This is a genomic window from Sphingopyxis sp. RIFCSPHIGHO2_12_FULL_65_19 (assembly GCF_001830555.1).
Classification (GTDB): domain Bacteria; phylum Pseudomonadota; class Alphaproteobacteria; order Sphingomonadales; family Sphingomonadaceae; genus Sphingopyxis.
This window is the reverse complement of sequence record NZ_MIAM01000024.1, coordinates 120,482-142,050: the sequence shown is the minus strand read 5'-3', so window position 1 is coordinate 142,050 and position 21,569 is coordinate 120,482. Positions and strand designations below refer to the sequence as shown.

Here is a 21,569-nt window from a genome sequence, read left to right as displayed (position 1 = left end):
ACCGCCAGAGGTTAGCAACTTTGGTAAAGCCCGTTGGAAGCATCGTTCGTCGCGGGTAGGACGAGGGGAAATGGGGACCGAAGCTCTTGATTCGACACCGCCACCGCGGGTCTCGATGGTCATGCCCGTGCACAATGGTGCGCGCTGGCTGGCCGATGCCATCGCGTCGGTTCTGGCCCAGGATTTCCGTGATTTCGAGCTGATCCTCGTCGATGACGCGTCGCGCGACGCGTCGCCCGCGATCATGGCCGAAGCCGCAGCGGGCGATCCGCGGGTGACCTATCTGCGGCTCGACAAAAATCTCGGCTTGCCCGCGGCGCTCAATCACGGGTTTTCCGTGGCGCGCGGCGAAATGCACAGCTGGACATCCGACGACAATCTGCTTCGGCCGCAGATGCTGTCGCGGCTTGTCGCGACGCTCGACGCACAGCCGGGGGCCGACATCGTCCACGCCGACTTCGCGCTGATCGACGACGCAGGTGTCACGCTTGGCGTGTCGCGCGTCGGGCCTGTCGAGCGGCTTCTCTATGGCAATAATATCGGTGCCTGCTTTCTTTACCGGGCGCGCGTGACCGACGCACTCGGGGGTTATGATACCGGGCTGTTCGGGGTCGAGGATTATGATTTCTGGCTGCGCGCGGCGCAGCGGTTCACTTTCGTCGCACTGCACGAGGATCTTTATGTCTATCGCAAGCACGGCGGCAGCCTGACCAGCCAGCGGTCGGAGCAGATCCAGGCGCTGACCGCGCAGATTGTCGAGCGCGCGCTGCCCGATACGCTTCCGCCGCGCAGCCGCAGCGAGATCCTCCTCGGCCTCGCGCTCCGCAGCAGTCGCCGCTGGCGCCTCGACCTGGTGCGCCGCGCGTTTCGCGCCGACCCGCGGCCGGTCCTGGCGCGCTTGCCCGCGCTGGCGCGCTGGTCGCTCGTCGTCGCGCGGAACCGCCTCGCGGCCTGACCGGCCGGGCGCGCAGCACGCTCCGCCGACGCCTCGAAACCTGCGTCAACGCGTTGTAGCGCGCAAGGCCGACGGCGGCGGCAGGCTGTCCGGTGTTTGAGTTGTGAAATGCAACGGAGGCACTATATTTTTTTGGCGCATGGACAGGTTTTACGTTAGGGCTTTGGTTATGGGAAAACTACGCGAACTGCTGAACGACCTTGATGGGGGCAATTGTGCCCTGCCGCTGGCCCTGGAAGCGATGGGCGAACGATGGTCGTTCATGATCCTGCGTGCGGCATTCAACGGCGTCCACCATTTCGAGGAGTTCCAGCAGGAGCTCAATATCGCGCGCAACATCCTGTCGAACCGGCTGTCGCGGCTGGTCGATCATGGCATCATGGCGCGCGAAGTCATGGCCGAGGATCGGCGCAAGGTTCGCTACCAGCTCACCGAAAAGGGCATTGAATTGCTTCCCGCGATGATTGCGCTGCGCCAGTGGGGCGAAAAATGGGGCGCGGGCGTCCCCTCGACCCCGGTGCTCGTCGACGCGCGCGATGAACAGCCGATCGGCCCCGTAACGCTGACCGCGCACGACGGACGCGTGATCGGCTATAAGGAACTGCTGTGGAAGCATCGATCCGAATTGCAGCCGCTGGGACAGGCGCGCGTGCGCAGCGAGAATGTCGCGGCCCCGGTCGCGGCGGAATGACCGTCCGCGCCCGTTCCAAACATCGCGCGCGCGGCCGCTGACCTTCCTATCGCCCGGACCCCCATGCCGCTGTTCCGACTGACTTCGCCTGGCCCTTTTTTCGACAATAAGGTGCGGGCCTTCTGGAATCTTCAGCTGTTGGGCTGGGCCGCCTGGCTCGGCCTGCGCGGCGTGTCGGGCCTTGCCAACGGGCAAGCCTTCACCTTTCTGATTCCGCAGACGATTTCGGCGATCACCGGCTTTTCGCTGACGCTGCTGCTGTCGGTTTGTTACCGCACGCTCATCAACCGGCGCCCGCTCTTGATGTGGGGTGTCAGCTTTGGCCTGGCCGGTCTCGCGACGGCGCTCTGGGCCTTCATCGACGCATGGGTCGCGCAGATCCAGAATCCCTCGAGCGAGGCGGGCTTCACCAGCCTGCTGCTCGGCGCGATGTATATCGACGCGACGTCGCTCGCGGCCTGGTCGGCGCTTTATTTCGCGATCAACTATTTCCTCCAGCTCGAGGAACAGAATGACCGCGTCATCCGGCTGGAGGCGCAGGCGGCTTCGGCACAGCTCGCAATGCTGCGGTACCAGCTCAACCCGCACTTCCTGTTCAACACGCTCAACAGCATTTCGACGCTGGTACTGCTGAAACAGACGGAACCCGCCAATGCGATGCTGTCGCGCCTGTCGGCGTTCCTTCGCTACACGCTCGCGAACGAGCCGACCGCGCAGGTGACGCTGGCGCAGGAGATTGAGACGCTGAAACTCTATCTCGATATCGAAAAGATGCGCTTCGAGGAGCGGCTGCGTCCGCATTTTGCAATTGACCCGGTGGTTGCGCGGGCGCGGCTGCCATCGCTTCTCCTCCAGCCGCTGGTGGAAAATGCGATCAAATATGCGGTGACGCCGCAGGAAGATGGCGCCGATATTACGATTTCCGCACAGTTGGCCGGTCAAAATGTTCGGATTGCCGTGTCCGACACCGGCGCGGGATTGTCAGCCGACCGCACCGACCCCACCACTGGCGTTGCAACGGAATCGACCGGCGTGGGTTTAGCCAATATCAGGGACCGGTTGGCGCAGGCTTTTGGCGACCAACATCGGTTCGACGTCCATGTGGGCGCTGAAGGCGGCTTCACGGTGGTGATCGAGTTTCCGTTTCAGCCCGATGGGCAAATGACGATTGGAACCGAACCGACATGACAATCAGAACCATCCTGGTGGATGATGAAAAACTGGCGACCCAGGGCTTGCAGCTGCGGCTCGAACCGCATTCGGATGTCGAAATCGTCGACACCGCGCAAAATGGCCGCGAAGCCATCCGCAAGATCAAGACGCACAAGCCCGACCTCGTTTTCCTCGACATCCAGATGCCCGGTTTCGACGGCTTTTCGGTGATTCAGGGACTTATGGAGGTCGAGCCGCCGCTCGTCGTGTTCGTCACCGCCTATTCGGATCATGCGATCCGGGCGTTCGAGGCGCAGGCGGTCGATTATCTGGTAAAGCCGGTCGAGCCCGAACGGCTCGCCGACGCGCTCGACCGGGTGCGCCAGCGGCTTGCGGAAAAGCGCGGCGTCGCCGAAGTCGAGCGGCTCAAGACCGTGCTCGCCGAAGTCGCGCCCGAAGCGGTCGAGGATTATGGCGCCGAGGTTGCCCCCGACGCGCACGCCGCCGACCGTTATGAAAAGATGATCAACATCAAGGATCGCGGCCAGATCTTCCGCGTCGATGTCGACAGCATCGAACGCATCGACGCCGCGGGCGACTATATGTGCATCTATACCGCCGATAACAGCCTGATCCTGCGCGAGACGATGAAGGATCTCGAAAAGCGGCTCGACCCGCGCAATTTCCAGCGCGTGCACCGATCGACGATCGTGAACCTCAGCCAGGTGAAACAGGTCAAGCCGCACACCAACGGCGAATGTTTCCTCGTGCTAGGATCGGGCGCGCAGGTAAAGGTCAGCCGGAGTTACCGCGACGTAGTTGCGCGCTTCGTGCATTAGTGGATAGCCCTCCCCCTTGATGGGGGAGGGTTGGGTGGGGGTGAGTTCGCGTGCGTAGTTTACGCCTGCGAACTCACCCCCACCGCTGCGACTAGGCCATGAATGGCCAAGTCTCGCTGCCTCCCCCATCAAGGGGGAGGGAACCTCAAAGCTGGTGCCCGGTCCGGTCGCGCTTTGTCGCCAGATATTGCTCATTATATTTGTTCGTCGGCAGCGCGAGCGGGATACGCTCGACGACCTCGACGCCCTCCTTTTCCAGCCGCGCGACCTTTTCGGGGTTGTTCGTCATCAGCCGGATGCGGGGGATATGCAGCAATTCGAGCATCCGTCCGGCAATCGCGAAATCGCGGGCCTCGACCGGAAAGCCAAGGCGCAAATTGGCATCGACCGTGTCATACCCCTGGTCCTGCAAGGCATAGGCGCGCAGCTTGTTTACCAGGCCAATGCCGCGCCCTTCCTGGCGCAGATAGAGCAGCACGCCCCATGGTGCGTCGGCCATGGCGTGGAGTGCGGCGTGGAGCTGCGGGCCGCAATCGCATTTAAGACTGCCGAGCACGTCGCCAGTGAGGCATTCGCTGTGAAGCCGGACAACGGGCGGAGCCGCGTCGCGTTTACCGATGATCAGCGCGACATGGTCCGACGCCTCTTCGGGCGAACGGAAAGCGACGATCTCGGCGGTTTCGCTCGCTTCGACGGGAAGGCGCGCGCGCGCCGCCATTTCGAGCCGTGAGGGATCGAGCAAGGCCGCAACATCGGTGGCGGTGCAGCAAGTTTCGGCAGGGCCGGTCGCCTCGCGCACGAAAAAGGCGGGAAGCAGCCCGGCGTGCCGCGCCATCGTCATCGCCGCCGCCGCGGCTGTCTCGCCGCCCGTCGCGACCGTACGGAACGGACCTTTGAGCGGGTTTGCAAGGTCGAGCGCCGGGTCGGCGATCGCGAGAGCGGCCGCCACGGTCCCCCCGGCATTGGCGAGCCGCACCGGACCCGGCGTTGCCGCGGCGCGTTGGTTGGTGAGTTTCAGCGTCACGGCCCGTTCGCCCGACAGGAGCACGTCATGGCTGGCGAATTCGGCGAGCGTGTCGTCGCGCGCGCTTTCGACCGCGAGCAGGTCGACCGCGCCGTCGGGGCCCTCGATGCGGAACGGCCAGCCGCGCCGCAGGGCATCGACCGCGCGCGCGGCCTGTCGGGCGCCGATGGCGGTCAAAAATCGAACTCGGTGATGAGCGGGATATGGTCGGATGGCCGTTCCCAACTGCGCGCCGGCTGGACGATGCGATGCGACAGCGCCTTGGGCATCAGGTCGGGAGTGACCCACATATGGTCCAGACGGCGGCCGCGGTTCGATGCTTCCCAGTCTTTTGCGCGATAACTCCACCAAGTATAGAGCCGCTCCGGCGCCGGGACGAAATGGCGCCCGAGATCGACCCAGTTCGACGCCGCCTGTAGCCGCGCGAGGGTTTCGACCTCGATCGGCGTGTGGCTGACGACGTCGAGCAGCGCCTTGTGGTTCCACACGTCGCTTTCGAGCGGCGCAACGTTGAAGTCGCCGGTCAGAACGGTCGGCGCATCGACGAGCGCGCGCGACCATTCCGTCATCCGGCCAAAGAAATCGAGCTTTTGCCCGAATTTGGGATTGAGCTCGCGGTCGGGAATGTCGCCACCCGCCGGGATATAGACATTGTCGAGCCGGACCCCGGAGGGAAGGGTGACACCGACATGGCGCGCCTCGCCATTCGCTTGCCAGTCATATTTGCGCACGTCGGCGAGCGGCAGCTTGCTGACGATCGCGACGCCATGATGCATTCGCTGCCCATGGGTCACGATATGGTCATACCCCAGCCGCTTGAACATTTCGGGCGGGAACAGGCCGCATTCGACCTTGGTTTCTTGCAGGCAGAGGATGTCGGGCGATTCTTCGCGAAGGAATTTTTCGACGATACCGATTCGGGCGCGGACGCTGTTGATGTTCCACGAAGCGATGCTGGTGCGAGTCATGCGGTGGCTCTATCGGTGCGCGGGGCCGTTCGCAATGCGATTGCGGGCTGGTGCAGCAAGGCCGTGTCAGCGGAAAAACACGCCGGACAAATTAAACCCCCGTCCCAGGGGCGGTGGAACGGGGGTTCAAGGTCAGCGTTCGTCACGCTCTTGAATGAAGGTGCCTGGCAGCCCGGGTGGGGCAACAGGGGGAAACCCAAATCCGGGGGCCGTGTTGGCGCCTTCGAGAGTCGAAATAGCCGCTATTCCCTGTCGCCAAGCTGAACGAAATGGACGGCTTCGCGTCACTTTTGCAGTTCGTCGATGCAGGATGTCGGTTGGGCGGAAAAACGGCGCCGAATCCGATCGGGATTCGACGCCGCATCATTGTCGATACGCCGGGCGCGTCTGGCGTCAGCCCGCGCGACCACGCTGTTTGGGGCGGGGGTCCGTCCATCTGAACGCCGAATCGGCGACCGCAACGTTGAATTTCTGATTGCTGAGGTCGATGCGCGTCCGGTTGTTCTGCGAATCGAGCGCGACCCAGCCGCGCAGCCGCAATCCGCCGGGCGCCGACCCGTCGCGGACGAAGACCATGGTGATCGTGCCATATTCGGGACGCTTCGGGTCTTTGACCTCGACGCTCAAAACGCCATCGTTGCCGGTCGGCAGGACCTTGGCATATTTGGACAGGTCGCGATCGGGGTCGAGCAGCGCGCCGAGCGGCGAATTCTTCACCGGCCAGCGCTGCACCTGTTTGACCTCATAATCGATCATCGTCAGCGAACTGCCGTCGCCGACGATCAGCAGCGGCACGCCCTTTTGATATTGGAACCGGATCTTGCCGGGACGCTTCAGGGTCAGCTGGCCGCTCAGCCGCTGGCCGTTCCGGTCGGTCTGGACAAAATTTGCCGTCATCGAGCTGGTCGATCGCAGATGCGACTGCACCGATGCGAGTGCGCTCGACGACTGGGCGATGGCGGGCGCCCCGGCCGCGAGGCCCGCGACGGCCACGGGAGCGAGCGCAAAAGCGGCAAGGCGCGTGAGGGGGGTCTTCAGGTTCATCTGGCTCTCATTCTTGATTGATCGGTCCCGTCCATCGCAGGCAGGCATTGAACTTGCGCTGAACCCGGCGGTCAGATGCTGTTCAAGGCGCAAGGACGGCAAAGGTTCCTTATCGCTGCTGCCCATATTGGTCGGTCAGCACGTCGCGGCGACCGACATGGTTGGGCGGACTGACCAGCCCCTCCTCTTCCATGCGTTCGATCAGGCGAGCCGCACTATTATAGCCGATCCGCAACTGCCGCTGGAGCCAGCTCGTCGATGCCTTCTGGCTTTCGACGACGATCTGGCAGGCCTTGGCGTACATGCGGTCCTCGGCGCTGTCGCCGCCCGCGGGGGCGCCCTCCATCGCAAAGCCGCCGTCCTCGGGGTCTTCGGTGACGCTTTCGATATAGTCGGGGCGGCCCTGACCCTTCCAGTGATCGGCAACGGCGCGCACCTCGTCGTCGGATACGAAGGGACCGTGGATACGCGTGATCTGTTTGCCGCCGGGGACGTACAGCATGTCGCCCTTGCCAAGCAATTGTTCGGCACCCGCTTCGCCCAGGATCGTGCGGCTGTCGATTTTCGAGGTGACGTTGAAACTGATGCGCGTGGGCAGGTTCGCTTTAATGACGCCGGTGATGACATCGACTGAGGGGCGCTGCGTCGCGAGAATCAGGTGGATGCCCGCCGCGCGCGCTTTCTGCGCGAGCCGCTGGATCAGGAATTCGACCTCCTTGCCCGCGGTCATCATCAGGTCGGCAAGTTCGTCGACGACGACGACGATCTGCGGCAGCGGCGCATAATCGAGCGTTTCTTCCTCATAGACCGGCTGGCCGGTGTCGGGATCGTAGCCGGTCTGGACGCGGCGGCCGAGCGACTTGCCCTTGGCAAGCGCGCCGCGCACCTTGTCGTTGTAGGACGCAAGGTTGCGCACCGACAGCGACGACATCATCCGGTAACGGTCCTCCATCTGCTCCACCGCCCATTTCAAGGCGCGGATCGCCTTTTTGGGTTCTGTCACGACGGGCGCGAGCAGGTGCGGAATATCGTCATAGACGCTGAGTTCCAGCATCTTGGGATCGATCATGATCATCTTCACCTGATCGGGACCAAGGCGATAGAGCAAGGACAGGATCATCGCGTTGAGCCCGACCGACTTGCCCGACCCGGTGGTCCCCGCGATCAACAGGTGGGGCATCGGCGCAAGGTCGGCGATCATCGCGTCGCCGCTGATATTCTTGCCGAGGATGATCGGCAGCGCGCCGGTCTGATCCTGGAACAGCGCGCTGCCGATGATCTCGTGCAGCACCACCGATTCGCGGTGTGCGTTGGGCAGTTCGATGCCGATTACCGTCCGGCCCGGAATCGGCGCAATGCGCGCCGACAGCGCCGACATGTTGCGTGCGATATCGTCGGCGAGGTTCGAGACGCGGCTGGCCTTCGTCCCAGGCGCGGGCTCGAGTTCGTACATGGTGACGACGGGGCCGGGGCGGACTGCGGTGACCACGCCCTTGACCTGGAAATCCTCGAGTACCGATTCGAGCAGGCGCGCGTTGCGCTCCAGCCCCGCCTTGTCGATCTGACCTGTCGGACCCGGCGGTGGCGGCGCCAGCAGATCGATCGATGGCAGCTGGTAATTGGTGAACAGTTCGGTTTGTGGCTTCGGCCTCGGTTTCGAGGGCGCGGTCCGCTGGGCCGGATCGGCGATTTCGGGCGGCGCACGGTCGCTTGGCTCGGCGACGGCGCGCGGCCGCACCACGCGGTCTGCCAACTCCGGCGCGCGCATGTCCTCTTGGGCCGCCCGCGCGGGTTCGGCGACGCGGCGGTTTTCGGCCGCGGGCAGCCGGAAGCGCGACGCCCACCCTTTTTCGAGGCGCAGGGCGCGCCATGCAAGCCACAGGCCCAGCCCCACGAGCAGCAGGATAATGGCAAAGCGGATCAGCGCCGCCGCGGGCTCGCCCGCCTGCGCGAACAATGGTGCAACCGCACCACCGAGCAGCAGCGCGATGATCCCGCCCCAGCCCGCCGGCATCGGCGCATTGGTCGCAGGCGACCAGAGTTCCGCGCCCAGCCCGACGAGCAGGATGCCGATAAAGCTGTAGGCAAGCTGGCGGGGCCAATAGGGCTGCGGCTCGCCGGTCCAGAGTCGCCACGCGATCACGGCGAGCAGCGGCAGCAGGAGGATCACCGCGACGCCGCCGATCGACAGGCCCAGGTCGGCGAACCATGCGCCGGCACTGCCCATCCAATTCGCCGCGGTGCCGTGCGCCGCGGTGTTGAGCGCCGCATCGGTGCTGTCATAGGTGAGGAGCGCCAAGGTCAGGAACAGCGTGAATAACCCAAGCAGAGCCGCCGCCGCGATCACGAGCGATCGGGCGATGCTTTGGCGGAAAACCGTCCGCCAATCGGCCTTTACGGGTGCGGCCTTGCGGCTAGCCATGCTCTTGTCGGTCCCTGTCAGTTAACCACCGCGATATGCGCATGGGGCGGACTCGCCGTCAAGCGGGCCGCCACCGCCACACCCGGCCTTTCCAACCGCCCCGCCCCACGCTAGGGCGAATGAATGAGCGAGACCTTGCGCAGCGACGTCCTGATTTCGGGTGGAGGCCTGGTCGGCCAGACGCTGGCGCTGGCGCTGGCGCACCACGGCCTGTCGGTCCAGGTCGTCGACCCGGCCGATCCGACCCGGACGATTGCGCCGGGGTTCGATGGTCGCGCTTCGGCGATTGCCAGCGCGACATGGCAGATGTTCCAGGTGCTGGGGATTGCAGAACGGCTCGCCGGTCATGGCTGTCCGATCCGCGCGATCAAGGTCGGCGACGGCGCGCCCGACAGCGGCCGCGGCGGCGAGCTTGATTTCGTCACCGCCGACGGCGCGCCGCCACTGGGGACGATGATCGAGAATCGCCAGCTCCGCATCGCGCTGGCGGCAGGGCTGGCCGACGCGCCGCTCATCCGCCTGCTGATGCCGGCGGAGGTCGTGTCGCGCGATATCGACGTGCATGGTGTCACGCTGACGCTCGCCGACGGCACGCGGCTGAACGCGCCATTGCTGATCGTGGCCGAAGGGCGCCGCTCGCCCACCCGCGACGCGGCGGGGTTCAGCATTGCCAACTGGTCGTACCATCATCATGCGATGATCGGTGCGGTGGCGCATGAAAAACCGCACGGCAATGTCGCGCACGAAATCTTCTATCCCTCGGGGCCCTTCGCCTTGCTGCCGCTCGTCGATGACGAACAGGGGCGGCACCGCTCGGCTTTTGTGTGGACGGTATCTGAAAAGGATGGGCCGGGCTTTGCCAAGCTCGGCGACCGTGGTTTTGTCGCCGAATTGACAAAGCGCGCGGGCGGCGTGCTGGGCGGGATGGACCTCGTGGCGCCGCGCATGACCTATCCGCTGGGCTTCCATCACAGCGCGTCGATCGTCGCCGACCGGATCGCGCTCGTCGGCGACGCGGCGCACGGCATTCACCCGATCGCCGGACAAGGGCTCAACCTTGGCCTCCGCGACGTCGCGGCGCTGACCGAAGTGCTGGTCGAAGGGGCGCGGCTCGGCCTCGACCTTGGCGATGCGGCGTTGCTCGCGCGCTATCAGCGCTGGCGCGGGCTCGACAATATGATGGTCAGCCTTGCGACCGACGGGTTGACGCGGCTGTTCGGCGTTCCCGGCAGGACCGCCGCGGCGGTGCGCCGCACCGGGCTCGGCGCGGTCCAGCGCATGCCGTTGCTCAAGCGCTTCTTCATGGACGAGGCGCGCGGCGAGGCGGGCGACCTGCCGCGGCTGCTGGCGGGTGCAGAGGTCTAAACGCCAACGTTCATTCCGTTCGTATCGAGCGGGTTGGCTAGGTAGTAATACCTAGGGCTCCGGCAGTCCGCTGCTAAGCATGACCTCCTATCCCTGACCGCGCGGCAACGAAGCCGCGACAGGATGGGGTAGGGGCCATGTCGGCAAAAAGCGATGCGCTCGAAGGCGCGGTAACCGATTATATTCAGGCACGAACCGCGCTCGATGCGACCCCCAGCGCGCGGGCGCGGGCCACGGCAGACCGGGCGTTTGCGCGGCTCGCTGCGCTGGCAGCCCCGCGCATCCGCTATTTCACCCGCAGCTACGGCCTGGCCGATGTCGCAGAGGATGCCGCACAGGTGTGCGCGATCGCGCTCCACCGTGCCGCCGGGCGCTATGATCCCGCGCGGGCGCGTTTCACCACTTATGTGAACTGGCAATTGCGCGCCGAATTGCAGGCGCTGCGCCATCGTCTTCATGGCGATCAGCGTTGCGCCGGGCGGCGACATGTCACCGCGACCTTGTCGCTCGACGCGTTGCACGACGATGGCGCCGACGACTGGCTGATCGATTCGGCGGCCGAGACCGCGACCGAACAAGGCGCCGCCGACGTGCTCGCGGCGCTTGCCGGGGATCGTCTCGTCAGCGATTGGGCTGGGCGTCGGCGCGCCAGCCTATCGTGCGGACGGCACGGTGGTGACGGGCGGATCGCGCTTCGCGTCGCCGCCGAACAGGAACTGGTCCGCCACCATCTGACGTTGACCGACTCGGCGGACCGGCTCCGCGAGAGCGATCGCCACATCGTGCGCCGCGCGCTGGCCGACATGATCCGTCATGCCGGGCGAAAGCCGCACTGAGCAGCTATTGTAATGTGGCGCGGCCGTCGTCGCCGTCAAAACGGCCAAAGAACTGCATTAATTGGACGACCAGTTCGGCTCGCGCATCAATCGGCGTCGCTTCAAGCAGCGCCTGCTTTGCGGCAGCGTCAAATGGCGCCACCTGCGCGATGCCATTCACCAGCGTCGCATCGTCGAGCTGCCCGACCGAATCCCAGTCGACGACATAGCCCTGCCGCGCGGCGAAACGCTTGGCCTCGCGCTCCAGGCTCGCGCGTTCGATGCTCGCCAGCGCCGCATCGTCGTCGTTCTCGATCTCGATTTCCGCCTCGACCTGCCGGAACGGCGTGGTGACGTCGAGCTCGCGGCGGACGCGGAAGCGCGCGACGCCTTCGAGCACCAGGTTGAACCGGCCCTCGTCGAGCGCTTCGACATCGATAATACGGCCGACGCAGCCGACGTCATAGAGCGCAGGGGGTTCGCGATCCTCCTCGCCGGGGATCTGGCGCGGCTGGATCATCCCGATCTGCCGGTCGCGCGCCAGCACCTCCTGCACCATCGCCGAATACCGCGGCTCGAAGATGTGCAGCGGCAGGTGCAGCCCTGGAAACAAGACCGCGCCGGTTAGCGGAAAGATCGCGATCCGCTGGACCGTCAAAGGCGCCGTTTCGCCCATCACCCGAACAGAATCAGCGACAGGCGGCGGCGCTGCGCGCCGACCCACGCGTCCTCCAGGCCGATGGCTTCAAACAGCGACAGCAATTTGGCGCGCGCGGCGCCATCCTGCCATTCGCGGTCGGCGGCCACAATGTGCAGCAGATTGTCGACGGCGGAATCGCGCTGCCCTGCACCGATCTGTGCGGCGGCGAGGTCGAATCGCGCCTGATGATCGTCGGGGTTCGTCGCGACCGCTGCCTCGAACGCCGCCAGTTCGCCGGCATCGGGGGCATCGGCGGCCAGTGCCAGCGCGCTTTTCGCCTGCGCGATCGCAGGATCTTCGGCGATGTCGACGGGCACTATTTCGAGCGCGGCCCGCGCACTTTCGATGTCGCCGGACAGCAACAGCGCGCGAATAAGACCGCCGTGCGCGGCGGCATTGTCGGGCGCCATGTCGAGGATCTGCGCGAAGATGCTCGCGGCGCGCGCGCCATCGCCTTCGGCAATCACGCTTTCGCCCATTTCGATCAGCGGGGCGATTTCGACGGCGCGCGCACTCGCTTCGCTCTCGATCGGGAGCTGTCCGAGCAACTGGTCGAGAATCGCCTTCAACTGGCTTTCGGTGCGCGCGTTGGTCAGGTTTGCAACCGGCTGACCCTGAAAGATCGCATAGACCGTCGGGATCGACTGGACCTGGAATTGCCCCGCGATGAAGCGATTCGCATCGACATCGACCTTGACCAGCACGACGCCCTTGTCGGCATAATCCGCCGCGACCTTTTCGAGCACGGGACCCAGCTGCTTGCACGGCCCGCACCATTCGGCCCAGAAATCGAGGATGACGAGGCTGGTCATCGATGGTTCGACGACATCGCGGCGGAAGGCTTCGACGGCTTCCTTTTCAGTGGGGTTCAGACCGAGCGTAGCCACGCAATATGCTCCTGTTGCTGTTTTCTCGTCGCGTCCGCCGATGCGGCCGGGACTCTTGCTACTGCTTATGTGGGATTTGCGGCGGATATGCCAACCCTTCGCAGAAAATCGCAAACAGGGCTTGCCGAGTCAAAAAGCCGGTGCTAATCGCCCGCCTCACCCGCTGGAACCGACCTGTTTCCAGCCGCCAGAGCGGGCGTAGCTCAGGGGTAGAGCACAACCTTGCCAAGGTTGGGGTCGAGGGTTCGAATCCCTTCGCCCGCTCCAGTTTTCCTAGTAATTCCAGTCACTTACGCCAAAAGGCGGCGTAATATGCCGCGTTACGTCGAGCCGCATTTCGTCTCGCGTAATAAGGACGTAATATGATGACGGCGAGCCGACGGGTGTGTCTAGGAAAGGATTGGCGCTTAGCGTGCTGCAACTACCGGATCGGGGCCCAAGCGCGCAGTAGAATGAGTCGGTCCCTCCGATCGGCTGGGTTGCGTCAAAATTGCTGGAGTGGAACGCCAACGGCGTGACCCCTTCGGAAACGGCTGCCCGGCCGAGGCGGAAGAGGACGTTGTCATGTTCTCCGGCAGCGATTTCCACCCACTCCAGCCAAGCGGTTGCGGAGCAGATAGATGTTCAAATCGGTATAGATACGCCGAACCGGGCGGAATATCTAACGCACGGGGAAATCGGACAGGTCTAGCGCGCGTCTGCGATGATCGACTCGCTTCCACCGACGATGTCGGCGGAAGCGTGAAGATGCCCGCGGTTTACGACTCTGCTCGTCCCGGCTCGTTGGGCGCTTCCGGTGACGAGCACCTCATCCGTTCCGGGCTGGACCTGGATCCAGATTTTTAGAATTCTGATCCCTTACGATGTGAATCGCCGGGCAATGTGGCAACCTGTTCACGAAGTCGTCGAGAATCGGCGCCCGGGCGCCAGCGAGCAGCATGGTCGCCCGCCGGTTCAACAGAACCGCAGCCTTGCGTGCCGCGCGTCTTGTCGTGCTGATCATTAGGGGGTGCTCGCAGATAGGCTGTCGTCGTACTGCAAATGATCTTCCCGCAGGTCGGCTTCCCGGCTGCCATAGCGGGCATAGAGGGTCGGAAGTACGAAGAGCGTGAGCAGGGTCGCCGAGATCAGTCCCCCAATCACCACCGTCGCGAGCGGCTTCTGCACTTCGGCGCCCGCGCCGGTCGCGAGCGCCATCGGCACGAACCCGAGGCTGGCGACGAGCGCGGTCATCACGACGGGGCGAAGGCGCATGAGCGCGCCTTGCCTTGCGGCTTCGGCCCGCGCCATGCCCGAGCGCATCAGTTCCTGGATCGACGACACCATCACGAGGCCGTTGAGCACCGCGATACCCGAGAGCGCGATGAACCCGACTGCTGCCGAGATGGAGAAGTCCATCCCGCGCAGGAACAGTGCTAGCACGCCGCCGATCAGTGCCAGCGGAACCCCGGTGAACACGATCGCCGCATCGCGCGACGATCGAAGCGCGCCATAGAGCAGCAGCAGGATCAGGATGAAGCAGGCCGGGACGACGAGCTGAAGCCGGTCGCGTGCGGAGGCGAGATTCTCGAACTGGCCGCCCCATTCAAGGTAGCTGCCGGCGGGGAGGCGAACATCCTTAGCGATGCCGGCCTTGGCGTCGGCCACGACGTCGGAGATCGCGCGGCCGCGGACGTTGGCCTGGACGACGACGCGCCTCTTCCCGTTTTCGCGGCTGATCTGGTTCGGTCCCTCGACGATACGGATATCGGCGACGCTCGCAAGCGGCACGAAGGCGCCGCCCGCCACCGGGACCTGTACCTGTTCGAGCACCGACAGGTCAGCGCGCTGCGCGTCGGACAGCCGGATGACGATCGGGAAGCGCCGGTCGCCTTCGAAGATCGTGCCGGCCTCGCGGCCGCCGATCGTTGCGGTGACGACATCCTGCACGTCACGCGCGCTGACGCCGAGCCGCGCCATCGCGTCGCGGTTCGCCCGAATGTCGAGCATCGAGAGACCTTCGGTTTCTTCGACGCGCACGTCGCTCGCGCCTTCGGTCTTCCGCAAGATTGCGGCGACTTGCTGCGCGGTCGCGTTCATCGCGTCGAAGTCGTCGCCATAGACCTTGATCGCAATGTCACCGCGCACGCCCGCAATCAGCTCGTTGAAGCGCATCTGGATCGGCTGAGTGATCTCATAGGCATTGCCCGGGATCTTGTTCAGTTCCTTCTCCAGCCGCTCGACGAGTTCGGCCTTGGGGAGGCTTGGGTCGGGCCATTCTTTGCGAGGCTTGAGGATCACGAAATTGTCGGTCGCGTTGGGCGGCATCGGATCGGACGCGAGGTCCGCCGTGCCGGTCTTCGAGAAGACGATCGCGACCTCGGGCTGCCTTGCGAGCATCCGCTCGATCGGCACTTGCATGGCCTGGCTCTGTTCGACGGACGTCGAGGGCACGCGAAACGCCTGGATCAGGAGATCTCCCTCGTCGAGCTGCGGCAGGAAGACCTGGCCGAGTGAGAAGAAGGCGAGGATCGCGATGACGAACCCCCCGATGCCCGCGCCGAGGGTGATCTTGGGCTTGCTAATCGCGCGGTCGAGACCCGGCTCGTAGCGTTGCTTCAGCCACGCCATGATGCGGCCCTCTTTTTCTTCGACCCGCTTCGAAAGCCAGATCGCGATCGCGGCGGGGACGAATGTGAGCGAGAGGATGAAGGCGAAAGCGAGCGCGATGATCACGGTCAGCGCCATCGGGATGAAGGTCTTGCCCTCGACCCCGCTCAAGGTGAGCAAGGGCACATAGACGAGGATGATGATCGCCTGCCCGTAGACAGACGGTCGCACCATCTCGCGCGCGGCCGATGCAACGGTCGCGAGACGTTCCTGGACGGTCAGGATGCGGCCGTGGCGATGCTGGAGGTCGGCCATGCGCCGCAGCGCATTCTCGACGATGATGACGGCGCCATCGACGATGAGGCCGAAGTCGAGTGCGCCGAGGCTCATCAGGTTCGCCGAGACGCCGGCGCGCAGCATGCCGAAGCTGGTGAGCAGCATCGTGATCGGGATGACGAGCGCCGCGATCAGCGCTGCGCGGAAATTGCCGAGCAGCAGGAAAAGCACGACAATGACGAGCAGCGCACCCTCGGTCAGGTTCTTGCCGACCGTCCAGATCGTCGAATTGACGAGCTTGGTACGATCGAGCGCCGGCTCGATAACGACATCGGGCGGCAGCGAGGCGTTTACCTCCTTCAGCCGGTCTGCGACCGCGGTCGCGACCGTCCGGCTGTTCTCGCCGATGCGCATGACCGCGGTGCCGACGACGACTTCGGTGCCATTTTCAGAGGCTGAACCCATGCGAACCGCCTGTCCGGTGCGGACCGTCGCCACCTGGTCGAGCGTGATCGGAACGCCCGCGCGCGTTGCGACGACGGTGCGTGCCAGCTCGGCGGTGTCGCGGACCAACGCGTCCGAACGAACGGCGAGCCCTTCGCCATTGCGCTCGACGACGCCGCCGCCGACCGCACTATTGTTGCGTTCGAGGGCTTCGGCGAGCTCGGTGAGGCTGAGGTCGAGCGCGGCGAGGCGCTGCACGTCGGGAACGACCAGATACTGCTTCGAATAGCCGCCGATCGCATCGACGCCCGCGACGCCGGGAACCGTCCGGACGAGCGGCGTGACGATCCAGTCCTGCGTCGTGCGAAGATAGGTCGACTTGTCGGCCTCGGTGACGAGCCGTTCGCCTTCGGGGGTCACATAGCTGCCGTCAGGCTGGAGGCCGGGCTCGCCGGCCTTGTGCGCATCGTCTTTGCGGTGCGCGAGGCGGACCGTCCACATATAGACGTCGCCGAGACCCGTCGCGATCGGCCCCATCTCCGGGCGAACCCCGTCGGGTATATTCTCGGTTGCCTCGTTGAGGCGTTCGCCGACCTGCTGGCGCGCGAAATAAATGTCGGTCGAATCGTCGAAGACCGCGGTGACCTGCGCGAAGCCGTTGCGGCTCAGCGACCTTGTGTGATCGAGGCCGGGGATCCCCGCGAGCGCGGTCTCGATCGGGAAGGCGACCTGCTTCTCGACGAGTTCGGGCGAGAGCGCGGGGGCGCGGACGTTGATCTGGATCTGGTTGTTGGTGATGTCGGGAACCGCGTCGATCGGCAGGCGCGACAATGCTGTCGCCCCGATTATGGCGGCGATGGCGGTGAGCAGGACGACAAGCCAGCGCTTTTCGACCGCCCAGGTAACGATACGAGCGATCATGGCTTAGTCCTCATCGCCTGCTTCGCCCTTGCCGATCTCGGCCTTGAGCGAAAAGCTGTTGGTGATGGCGATCTGCTCGGTGCCCTTGAGCCCGGAGCGGACGATGACATTGGCTCCCGCGCGGTCGCCGAGCACCACGGGGACAGCCTCGAACCCGTCCTTGGTACGCACGAACACGACGCTCTTGCCCTCGACGGTCTGGATCGCGGTCGCGGGAACGCTGATCGAGCCGACGCCGCCGCTCGCAGCCAGCGCGACCGAGGCGGTCACGGCTTCGCCGACGCGCCATTGGCCGGCGCGATTGTCGAGGATCGCGATTGCGGGCACGAGCTTCGTGGCCGGATCGAGCGCGGGCGAGACGAAGCTGATCTTGCCGGTCGCCTGGCGTCCAGGCGCGCTCACCGAGACGACGGCGCCGGGCCGGATACGACCGGCGTCGGCGGGCTGGAGGTTCAGCGAGAGCGAAACGCTCGAGAGGTTGGCGATGCGATAGAGTTCTGCATCGGCGGGAACCGTCTGACCGAGCACCACGCTGCGCGCGATTACCTGGCCCGAAATCGGCGCGGTAATGGCAATCCGGTTGAGCTGGCCGCCGCCGCCCCCTGCGGCGGATACCTGCTGCTGCGCGAGTTGATAGGCGATCCTGGCTTCGGTCGCGGCCGTGCGTGCCGCAATCACATCCTGCTCGGGCGACACGCGCTGTGCGAACAGCCGCTCCTCGCGTGCGAGATTGGAGTTGGCAAGCGCTAATCGGGCACGCGTGGCCTGCACCTCGCCCTGGAGCTGCGCGGCCTCGCGGCTCTCGACAATCGCAAGCGTCTGCCCACGGCCGACGCTCTGTCCGAGATTGCGGTTGAGCGCGACGATCCGCCCGCCGATCGCGGCCGACACGGCCTGCGTTCCTTGCGGATCGCCTTCGATCGTTGCGGGCAATTGCAGCGCGCCGGCGCTGCCGATGGTCGGGCTGCCGAGCGCGATCCCCGCGATCTTGATCTGCTCGTTGGTGAGGGTGATCTTGCCCTCGTCGGCATGGCCGGCCTCTTCCTCGCCATGCTCGTCGGCGGGTTTGGCGGTCTCGCCGCCACCGCAGGCGGCGAGGAACAGCGGCAGCGTCGCGGCGAGCAGCAGCTTTCGGTTGATAGTGATAGTCATCGGGTCAATTTCCTTCGAGCGGCGCGGGAGCCGTCAGGCGTTCCAACCGGGCCTTGGCGAGTTGATAGGAGGCGAGGGCTTCGATCGACGCGGAGCGCATCTCGGTCAGCGTCCGTTCGGCATCGAGCAGTTCGAGCTGTCCGAACTTGCCCTCGCGGTAGCCGATGCGCGCAATGCGCGCGGCTTCCATGGCCGAGGACAGAGCGGGGCCGCTCGCGACGCGCGCCGCCGCGGCCGCATTGGCAGCCTCGACTTCGGCGTCGCTGATCTTCTGCTCGATATCGAGCGCGGTGACGCGGCGCTGCGCGTCGGCACGCCGCCGTTCGGCATTCGCCTGGTCGACCGCGGCGCGTCCGTTGTTGAACAGCGGCAGCGGCACCGAGACGCTGAACACCGCAGCGACATCGTTGGTGGCTTCGAGCCGGCGAACGCCCGGCCCGACGGTAAGATCGGGCACGCGCTGCGAACGCGCCAGTTCGACGCCGGCATCCGCGGTGGCGAGGTCGGCATCGGCCGCCGCCAGCGCGAGCGTGCCAGCCGCCGATACAGGGCGGGGCGGACCCATGGTGCCGCTTCCGGGGCCGCCGAGTACCGCGACATCGAGCGGGCCGGTGACCGGGCGGCCAATGCGGCGCGCGAGACTGGCGCGCGCGGCATCGGCGAGGCGGCGCGCTTTCTCGGCCTCGGTTTCGGCGGTCAGGCGCGCGACTTCGGCGCGTTCTTGTTCGAGCGGCGAGGCGCGCCCCGCTTGCACTCTTATGGTCGCGGCGCGCGCCGTGTCGCCGGCGATACGATATTGGTCCTCGGCAATCGCGACACGCACTTCGGCGGCCGAGGCCTGGATATAGAGTTCGGTGACCTGGAACCGGATATCGGCCTGCGCAATCGCCTGCGCGATTTGCGCGCGGTGCGCCGCCGCATCGGCAACCGCGATCCGGGCCTGCCGCTTGCCGCCGAGTTCGAGCGGGATCGCGACGCTTGCCGTGATATCGGCGCCATTGACGCCATTATAGGGCCCGGTGCCGACGAAATTCTCGACTTCGACCGAAAGCGCTGGGTTGGGGCGCAGCCCCGCGACTCGGCGGGCTGCGCTTGCGGCATCAACGTCCGCCGCTGCGGCTTCCGCCGCGGGCGCGCTGCCGCCCGCGAGCGCAACCGCCTCGTCGAGCGTCAGGAGCGGTCCTGATATCTGCCGGCTTTCGGTGCCGACCTCCTGTGCCTGCGCTATCGCAACGCACGATGTGGCTGCCACGAGGGCAACAACGATCCTGTACATAATTCCATCCTCGATTGAGCCGATAGATCGCCGCGCGAATGCGCGAGCGCGTCAAGACGTCAGGCGAGGGGCGGGTCGAGAAGGGGCGGCAGGACGCGCGATGGTCGCTGCACGACCGGCGCGGCAAATAGTGGCCCACGCGCCGGGGCCAGCGGGGCTTCGCTGACCGTCTGATGCTGGTCCGGCGCCATGGGGCAATGATGATGGCCGCTATGGGCGAATTTCTTTGCCGGTTCGCCCGGCACTTGCTTGCCGCCGTCCCTGTCCAGCGAATAGGCGGTGCCTTGATCGGCAATATGCGCGGACGCGGGCTCACAGAATTGCAGGGTGCAAAGCAGCACGCCCACAATCACCAGCAGTCGCATCATCGCACCAGCCATAAAGCCCCCTATCGACCCGTCATCTGTTTGTCGCGGCGTGACATCGCGGCGGCCAGATCGGATGGAATCGCCATGGGTTGGAACGCGCTGACCCGCGCCCGCCCACTATTGCCTGCCGGGATCCGGCCCGTCAGCGATCCCAGAGGGACGAGGGCCAGCCGGAAAATCTGCCCCGCCGCTTCGCGCCAGTCGCCGAGCGCCATCGCGAAACCGAGCATGTGGCCATGCGACGACAGGTGAATGCCGAAGAAGGGCTGCGCAACGATGTGCGCGCGCTCGAGCGCGCGCCAGGCCGCGGGATAATCGCCGGCCCGCCGCGCGGCCCGGTAATGCGTCATCTCGGCGGCGATCAGGCCGGCAGCTTGACGTCGATCCAGCATGCTCGCGACATTTCCCTTTGCGTCGATTCGCCGGCCTTATGCACCCTGTAGCAACTACAGGGTCAAGCCTGACCACGAATCCCTTGTTCCGACAGTTGGCGCAGCTCGGTCCGCGCGCTGCGAAGAATTTCATAGGCCGAATGCAGGAAGAGCGCTGCAATGATGGCGGCCACTGCAAGGTCGGGCCAGGCCTGGCCGGTCCATGCGACGAGACCCGCAGCGATGATTACCGCGACATTGGCGACCGCGTCATTGCGGCTGAACAGCCAAACAGCGCGGACATTGGCGTCGCCTTCGCGAAACCGCGAGAGGACCGCCGCCGAGGTGAGATTGACGAGCAGTGCAACGAAGCCGATGCCGCCCATGAGCTCGGCTTCGGGCGGAACCGCTGTCAGGGCGCGCCACAGCGCGACGCCGATGACGCCGAGCCCGAGCGTCAGCAGGAACAGGCCTTGGGCAAGAGCGATGCGGGTGCGGGCGAGCGCCGTCCAGCCGATCGCGACGAGGCCGGCCAGCGTGATGGTGCCGTCGCCGATGAAGTCGAGCGAGTCGGCCTTCAGCGCCTGGCTGTTGGCGATGAATCCGCCGACGATCTCGATAGCGCCGAAGCCGAGATTTAGGATAACCACGATCCAAAGAGCACGGCGATAGGCCGGGTCCTTTTCCGCGCGCACCGGGTCTCCCGTGCAGCCGCAGCCGTCGCCGTTCTCGGATCCCTCCGCCATCGCGTCTTCACTCCATGGTGGTGGCGCGCTCTTCGCTTTGCCGCCTTCAACTTCGGACGAGGACCGCCTATACATCCTCCAGTCACTGGAGGATCAAGCATAATATGACCAAGCGGCTCGCGATCGGCGACCTTGCCCGGGAGACCGGGACCAAGGTCAACACCATCCGCTTCTATGAAGAGATCGGGCTGCTGCCCGAAGCCCTGCGCACCGCTTCGGGACGGCGAAGCTATGATGCGGCCGACCTTCGGCGGCTCGCCTTCGTCCGCCACGGCCGGCAGCTCGGTTTTTCGATCCCCGAAATCCGCTCGCTGCTGGCGCTTTCGGATCAGCCCGACCGCGATTGCGGCGAGGCTGCGGCGATCGCGCGCGCGCATCTTGCCGATATCGGCATCCGCATCGCGCGGCTCGAAACCTTGCGCTCGGCGCTGACCGAGGTCGCGACCTCCTGCGAGGGCGGCCGGGCCGCCGAATGCCGGGTGATCGAGGCGATCGCGGGCACCGAACTCGCGCTCCAGACCGATTGATCGATCCGACCGGACGCATCCGGGTTCGGGGAAGGAA

General features: G+C 65.5%; 19 protein-coding genes and 1 tRNA gene. 8 read left to right on the top strand and 12 right to left on the bottom strand.

Annotation, left to right across the window (positions count from 1 at the left end; all coding sequences use genetic code 11):
- Nucleotides 1-121 precede the first annotated feature (121 nt).
- The 4 genes from A3E77_RS08135 to A3E77_RS08120 all read left to right on the top strand — a co-directional run bounded on the left by A3E77_RS08135 (nucleotide 122) and on the right by A3E77_RS08120 (nucleotide 3,637).
- Nucleotides 122-955 carry a glycosyltransferase family 2 protein gene (locus A3E77_RS08135; protein WP_458574426.1) on the top strand — a complete coding sequence of 278 codons (834 nt, stop codon included), beginning with the start codon at nucleotides 122-124 and terminating at the stop codon, nucleotides 953-955.
- 169 nt (nucleotides 956-1,124) lie between these two features.
- A complete protein-coding gene (locus A3E77_RS08130) occupies nucleotides 1,125-1,646 on the top strand; it encodes a winged helix-turn-helix transcriptional regulator (RefSeq protein ID WP_293644810.1) in 522 nt (173 codons plus the stop codon).
- 63 nt (nucleotides 1,647-1,709) lie between these two features.
- A complete protein-coding gene (locus tag A3E77_RS08125; RefSeq protein ID WP_293644808.1) occupies nucleotides 1,710-2,834 on the top strand; it encodes a sensor histidine kinase in 1,125 nt (374 codons plus the stop codon).
- A complete protein-coding gene (locus A3E77_RS08120) occupies nucleotides 2,831-3,637 on the top strand; it encodes a LytR/AlgR family response regulator transcription factor (protein ID WP_293644806.1) in 807 nt (268 codons plus the stop codon). Before A3E77_RS08125 ends, A3E77_RS08120 begins: the two co-directional genes overlap by 4 nt.
- Nucleotides 3,638-3,782: 145 nt before the next feature.
- Here A3E77_RS08120 and ribA read toward each other — a convergent pair whose 3' ends face one another.
- From ribA to A3E77_RS08100, 4 genes are all read right to left on the bottom strand, one after another.
- Nucleotides 3,783-4,829, bottom strand: a complete 1,047-nt coding sequence (gene ribA, locus A3E77_RS08115) for a GTP cyclohydrolase II (protein WP_293644838.1) — start codon at nucleotides 4,827-4,829, stop codon at nucleotides 3,783-3,785.
- A gap of 5 nt (nucleotides 4,830-4,834) precedes the next feature.
- Nucleotides 4,835-5,629 carry an exodeoxyribonuclease III gene (locus A3E77_RS08110; protein WP_293644804.1) on the bottom strand — a complete coding sequence of 265 codons (795 nt, stop codon included), beginning with the start codon at nucleotides 5,627-5,629 and terminating at the stop codon, nucleotides 4,835-4,837.
- Nucleotides 5,630-6,022: 393 nt separating this feature from the next.
- Nucleotides 6,023-6,673 carry a LolA family protein gene (locus A3E77_RS08105; RefSeq protein WP_293644802.1) on the bottom strand — a complete coding sequence of 217 codons (651 nt, stop codon included), beginning with the start codon at nucleotides 6,671-6,673 and terminating at the stop codon, nucleotides 6,023-6,025.
- 109 nt (nucleotides 6,674-6,782) lie between these two features.
- Nucleotides 6,783-9,095, bottom strand: coding sequence for an FtsK/SpoIIIE family DNA translocase (locus tag A3E77_RS08100; RefSeq protein ID WP_293644800.1), 2,313 nt, complete (start codon nucleotides 9,093-9,095; stop codon nucleotides 6,783-6,785).
- A 123-nt stretch (nucleotides 9,096-9,218) separates the two neighbouring features.
- Between A3E77_RS08100 and A3E77_RS08095 the strand changes: the two genes are divergently transcribed.
- Nucleotides 9,219-10,460, top strand: a complete 1,242-nt coding sequence (locus A3E77_RS08095) for a UbiH/UbiF/VisC/COQ6 family ubiquinone biosynthesis hydroxylase (protein ID WP_293644798.1) — start codon at nucleotides 9,219-9,221, stop codon at nucleotides 10,458-10,460.
- 137 nt (nucleotides 10,461-10,597) lie between these two features.
- Nucleotides 10,598-11,296 carry a sigma factor gene (locus A3E77_RS08090; protein ID WP_293644796.1) on the top strand — a complete coding sequence of 233 codons (699 nt, stop codon included), beginning with the start codon at nucleotides 10,598-10,600 and terminating at the stop codon, nucleotides 11,294-11,296.
- A gap of 4 nt (nucleotides 11,297-11,300) precedes the next feature.
- Here A3E77_RS08090 and A3E77_RS08085 read toward each other — a convergent pair whose 3' ends face one another.
- On the bottom strand, nucleotides 11,301-11,951 hold the full coding sequence (locus A3E77_RS08085; protein ID WP_293644794.1) for an LON peptidase substrate-binding domain-containing protein: 651 nt from the start codon (nucleotides 11,949-11,951) through the stop codon (nucleotides 11,301-11,303).
- A complete protein-coding gene (locus A3E77_RS08080) occupies nucleotides 11,951-12,862 on the bottom strand; it encodes a tetratricopeptide repeat protein (RefSeq protein ID WP_293644792.1) in 912 nt (303 codons plus the stop codon). The genes A3E77_RS08085 and A3E77_RS08080 overlap by 1 nt, the downstream gene beginning before the upstream one ends.
- A gap of 192 nt (nucleotides 12,863-13,054) precedes the next feature.
- Here A3E77_RS08080 and A3E77_RS08075 point away from each other — a divergent pair.
- A tRNA-Gly gene (locus A3E77_RS08075) sits at nucleotides 13,055-13,129 on the top strand.
- Nucleotides 13,130-13,864: 735 nt separating this feature from the next.
- Here A3E77_RS08075 and A3E77_RS08070 read toward each other — a convergent pair.
- From A3E77_RS08070 to A3E77_RS08045, 6 genes are all read right to left on the bottom strand, one after another.
- Complete coding sequence (locus A3E77_RS08070; RefSeq protein WP_011542721.1) at nucleotides 13,865-17,092, bottom strand: efflux RND transporter permease subunit; 3,228 nt, start codon at nucleotides 17,090-17,092, stop codon at nucleotides 13,865-13,867.
- Nucleotides 17,093-17,095: 3 nt separating this feature from the next.
- Entirely contained in the window at nucleotides 17,096-18,244 is a 1,149-nt protein-coding gene (locus A3E77_RS08065) for an efflux RND transporter periplasmic adaptor subunit (RefSeq protein WP_011542720.1), read from the bottom strand.
- Between the two features lie 4 nt (nucleotides 18,245-18,248).
- Complete coding sequence (locus tag A3E77_RS08060) at nucleotides 18,249-19,520, bottom strand: TolC family protein (protein ID WP_011542719.1); 1,272 nt, start codon at nucleotides 19,518-19,520, stop codon at nucleotides 18,249-18,251.
- Nucleotides 19,521-19,579: 59 nt separating this feature from the next.
- The gene (locus tag A3E77_RS08055) at nucleotides 19,580-19,900 is read right to left on the bottom strand and encodes a hypothetical protein (RefSeq protein ID WP_011542718.1); all 321 of its coding nucleotides are present in this window, start codon (nucleotides 19,898-19,900) and stop codon (nucleotides 19,580-19,582) included.
- A gap of 8 nt (nucleotides 19,901-19,908) precedes the next feature.
- Nucleotides 19,909-20,280 carry a DUF3703 domain-containing protein gene (locus A3E77_RS08050; protein WP_011542717.1) on the bottom strand — a complete coding sequence of 124 codons (372 nt, stop codon included), beginning with the start codon at nucleotides 20,278-20,280 and terminating at the stop codon, nucleotides 19,909-19,911.
- Nucleotides 20,281-20,342: 62 nt separating this feature from the next.
- On the bottom strand, nucleotides 20,343-21,005 hold the full coding sequence (locus A3E77_RS08045) for a cation transporter (protein ID WP_041383325.1): 663 nt from the start codon (nucleotides 21,003-21,005) through the stop codon (nucleotides 20,343-20,345).
- 104 nt (nucleotides 21,006-21,109) lie between these two features.
- Between A3E77_RS08045 and A3E77_RS08040 the strand changes: the two genes are divergently transcribed.
- Entirely contained in the window at nucleotides 21,110-21,532 is a 423-nt protein-coding gene (locus A3E77_RS08040; protein WP_011542715.1) for a MerR family transcriptional regulator, read from the top strand.
- Nucleotides 21,533-21,569 lie beyond the last annotated feature (37 nt).

Excerpts from the sequence above, each read along its gene's own strand:
- A3E77_RS08135 (WP_458574426.1), top strand. The coding sequence starts at position 122 with ATGCCCGTGCACAATGGTGCGCGCTGGCTGGCCGATGCCATCGCGTCG.
- A3E77_RS08130 (WP_293644810.1), top strand. The coding sequence starts at position 1,125 with ATGGGAAAACTACGCGAACTGCTGAACGACCTTGATGGGGGCAATTGT.
- A3E77_RS08125 (WP_293644808.1), top strand. The coding sequence starts at position 1,710 with ATGCCGCTGTTCCGACTGACTTCGCCTGGCCCTTTTTTCGACAATAAG.
- A3E77_RS08120 (WP_293644806.1), top strand. The coding sequence starts at position 2,831 with ATGACAATCAGAACCATCCTGGTGGATGATGAAAAACTGGCGACCCAG.
- A3E77_RS08110 (WP_293644804.1), bottom strand. The coding sequence starts at position 5,629 with ATGACTCGCACCAGCATCGCTTCGTGGAACATCAACAGCGTCCGCGCC.
- A3E77_RS08105 (WP_293644802.1), bottom strand. The coding sequence starts at position 6,673 with ATGAACCTGAAGACCCCCCTCACGCGCCTTGCCGCTTTTGCGCTCGCT.
- A3E77_RS08100 (WP_293644800.1), bottom strand. The coding sequence starts at position 9,095 with ATGGCTAGCCGCAAGGCCGCACCCGTAAAGGCCGATTGGCGGACGGTT.
- A3E77_RS08095 (WP_293644798.1), top strand. The coding sequence starts at position 9,219 with ATGAGCGAGACCTTGCGCAGCGACGTCCTGATTTCGGGTGGAGGCCTG.
- A3E77_RS08090 (WP_293644796.1), top strand. The coding sequence starts at position 10,598 with ATGTCGGCAAAAAGCGATGCGCTCGAAGGCGCGGTAACCGATTATATT.
- A3E77_RS08085 (WP_293644794.1), bottom strand. The coding sequence starts at position 11,951 with ATGGGCGAAACGGCGCCTTTGACGGTCCAGCGGATCGCGATCTTTCCG.
- A3E77_RS08070 (WP_011542721.1), bottom strand. The coding sequence starts at position 17,092 with ATGATCGCTCGTATCGTTACCTGGGCGGTCGAAAAGCGCTGGCTTGTC.
- A3E77_RS08065 (WP_011542720.1), bottom strand. The coding sequence starts at position 18,244 with ATGACTATCACTATCAACCGAAAGCTGCTGCTCGCCGCGACGCTGCCG.
- A3E77_RS08060 (WP_011542719.1), bottom strand. The coding sequence starts at position 19,520 with ATGTACAGGATCGTTGTTGCCCTCGTGGCAGCCACATCGTGCGTTGCG.
- A3E77_RS08055 (WP_011542718.1), bottom strand. The coding sequence starts at position 19,900 with ATGGCTGGTGCGATGATGCGACTGCTGGTGATTGTGGGCGTGCTGCTT.
- A3E77_RS08050 (WP_011542717.1), bottom strand. The coding sequence starts at position 20,280 with ATGCTGGATCGACGTCAAGCTGCCGGCCTGATCGCCGCCGAGATGACG.
- A3E77_RS08045 (WP_041383325.1), bottom strand. The coding sequence starts at position 21,005 with ATGGCGGAGGGATCCGAGAACGGCGACGGCTGCGGCTGCACGGGAGAC.
- A3E77_RS08040 (WP_011542715.1), top strand. The coding sequence starts at position 21,110 with ATGACCAAGCGGCTCGCGATCGGCGACCTTGCCCGGGAGACCGGGACC.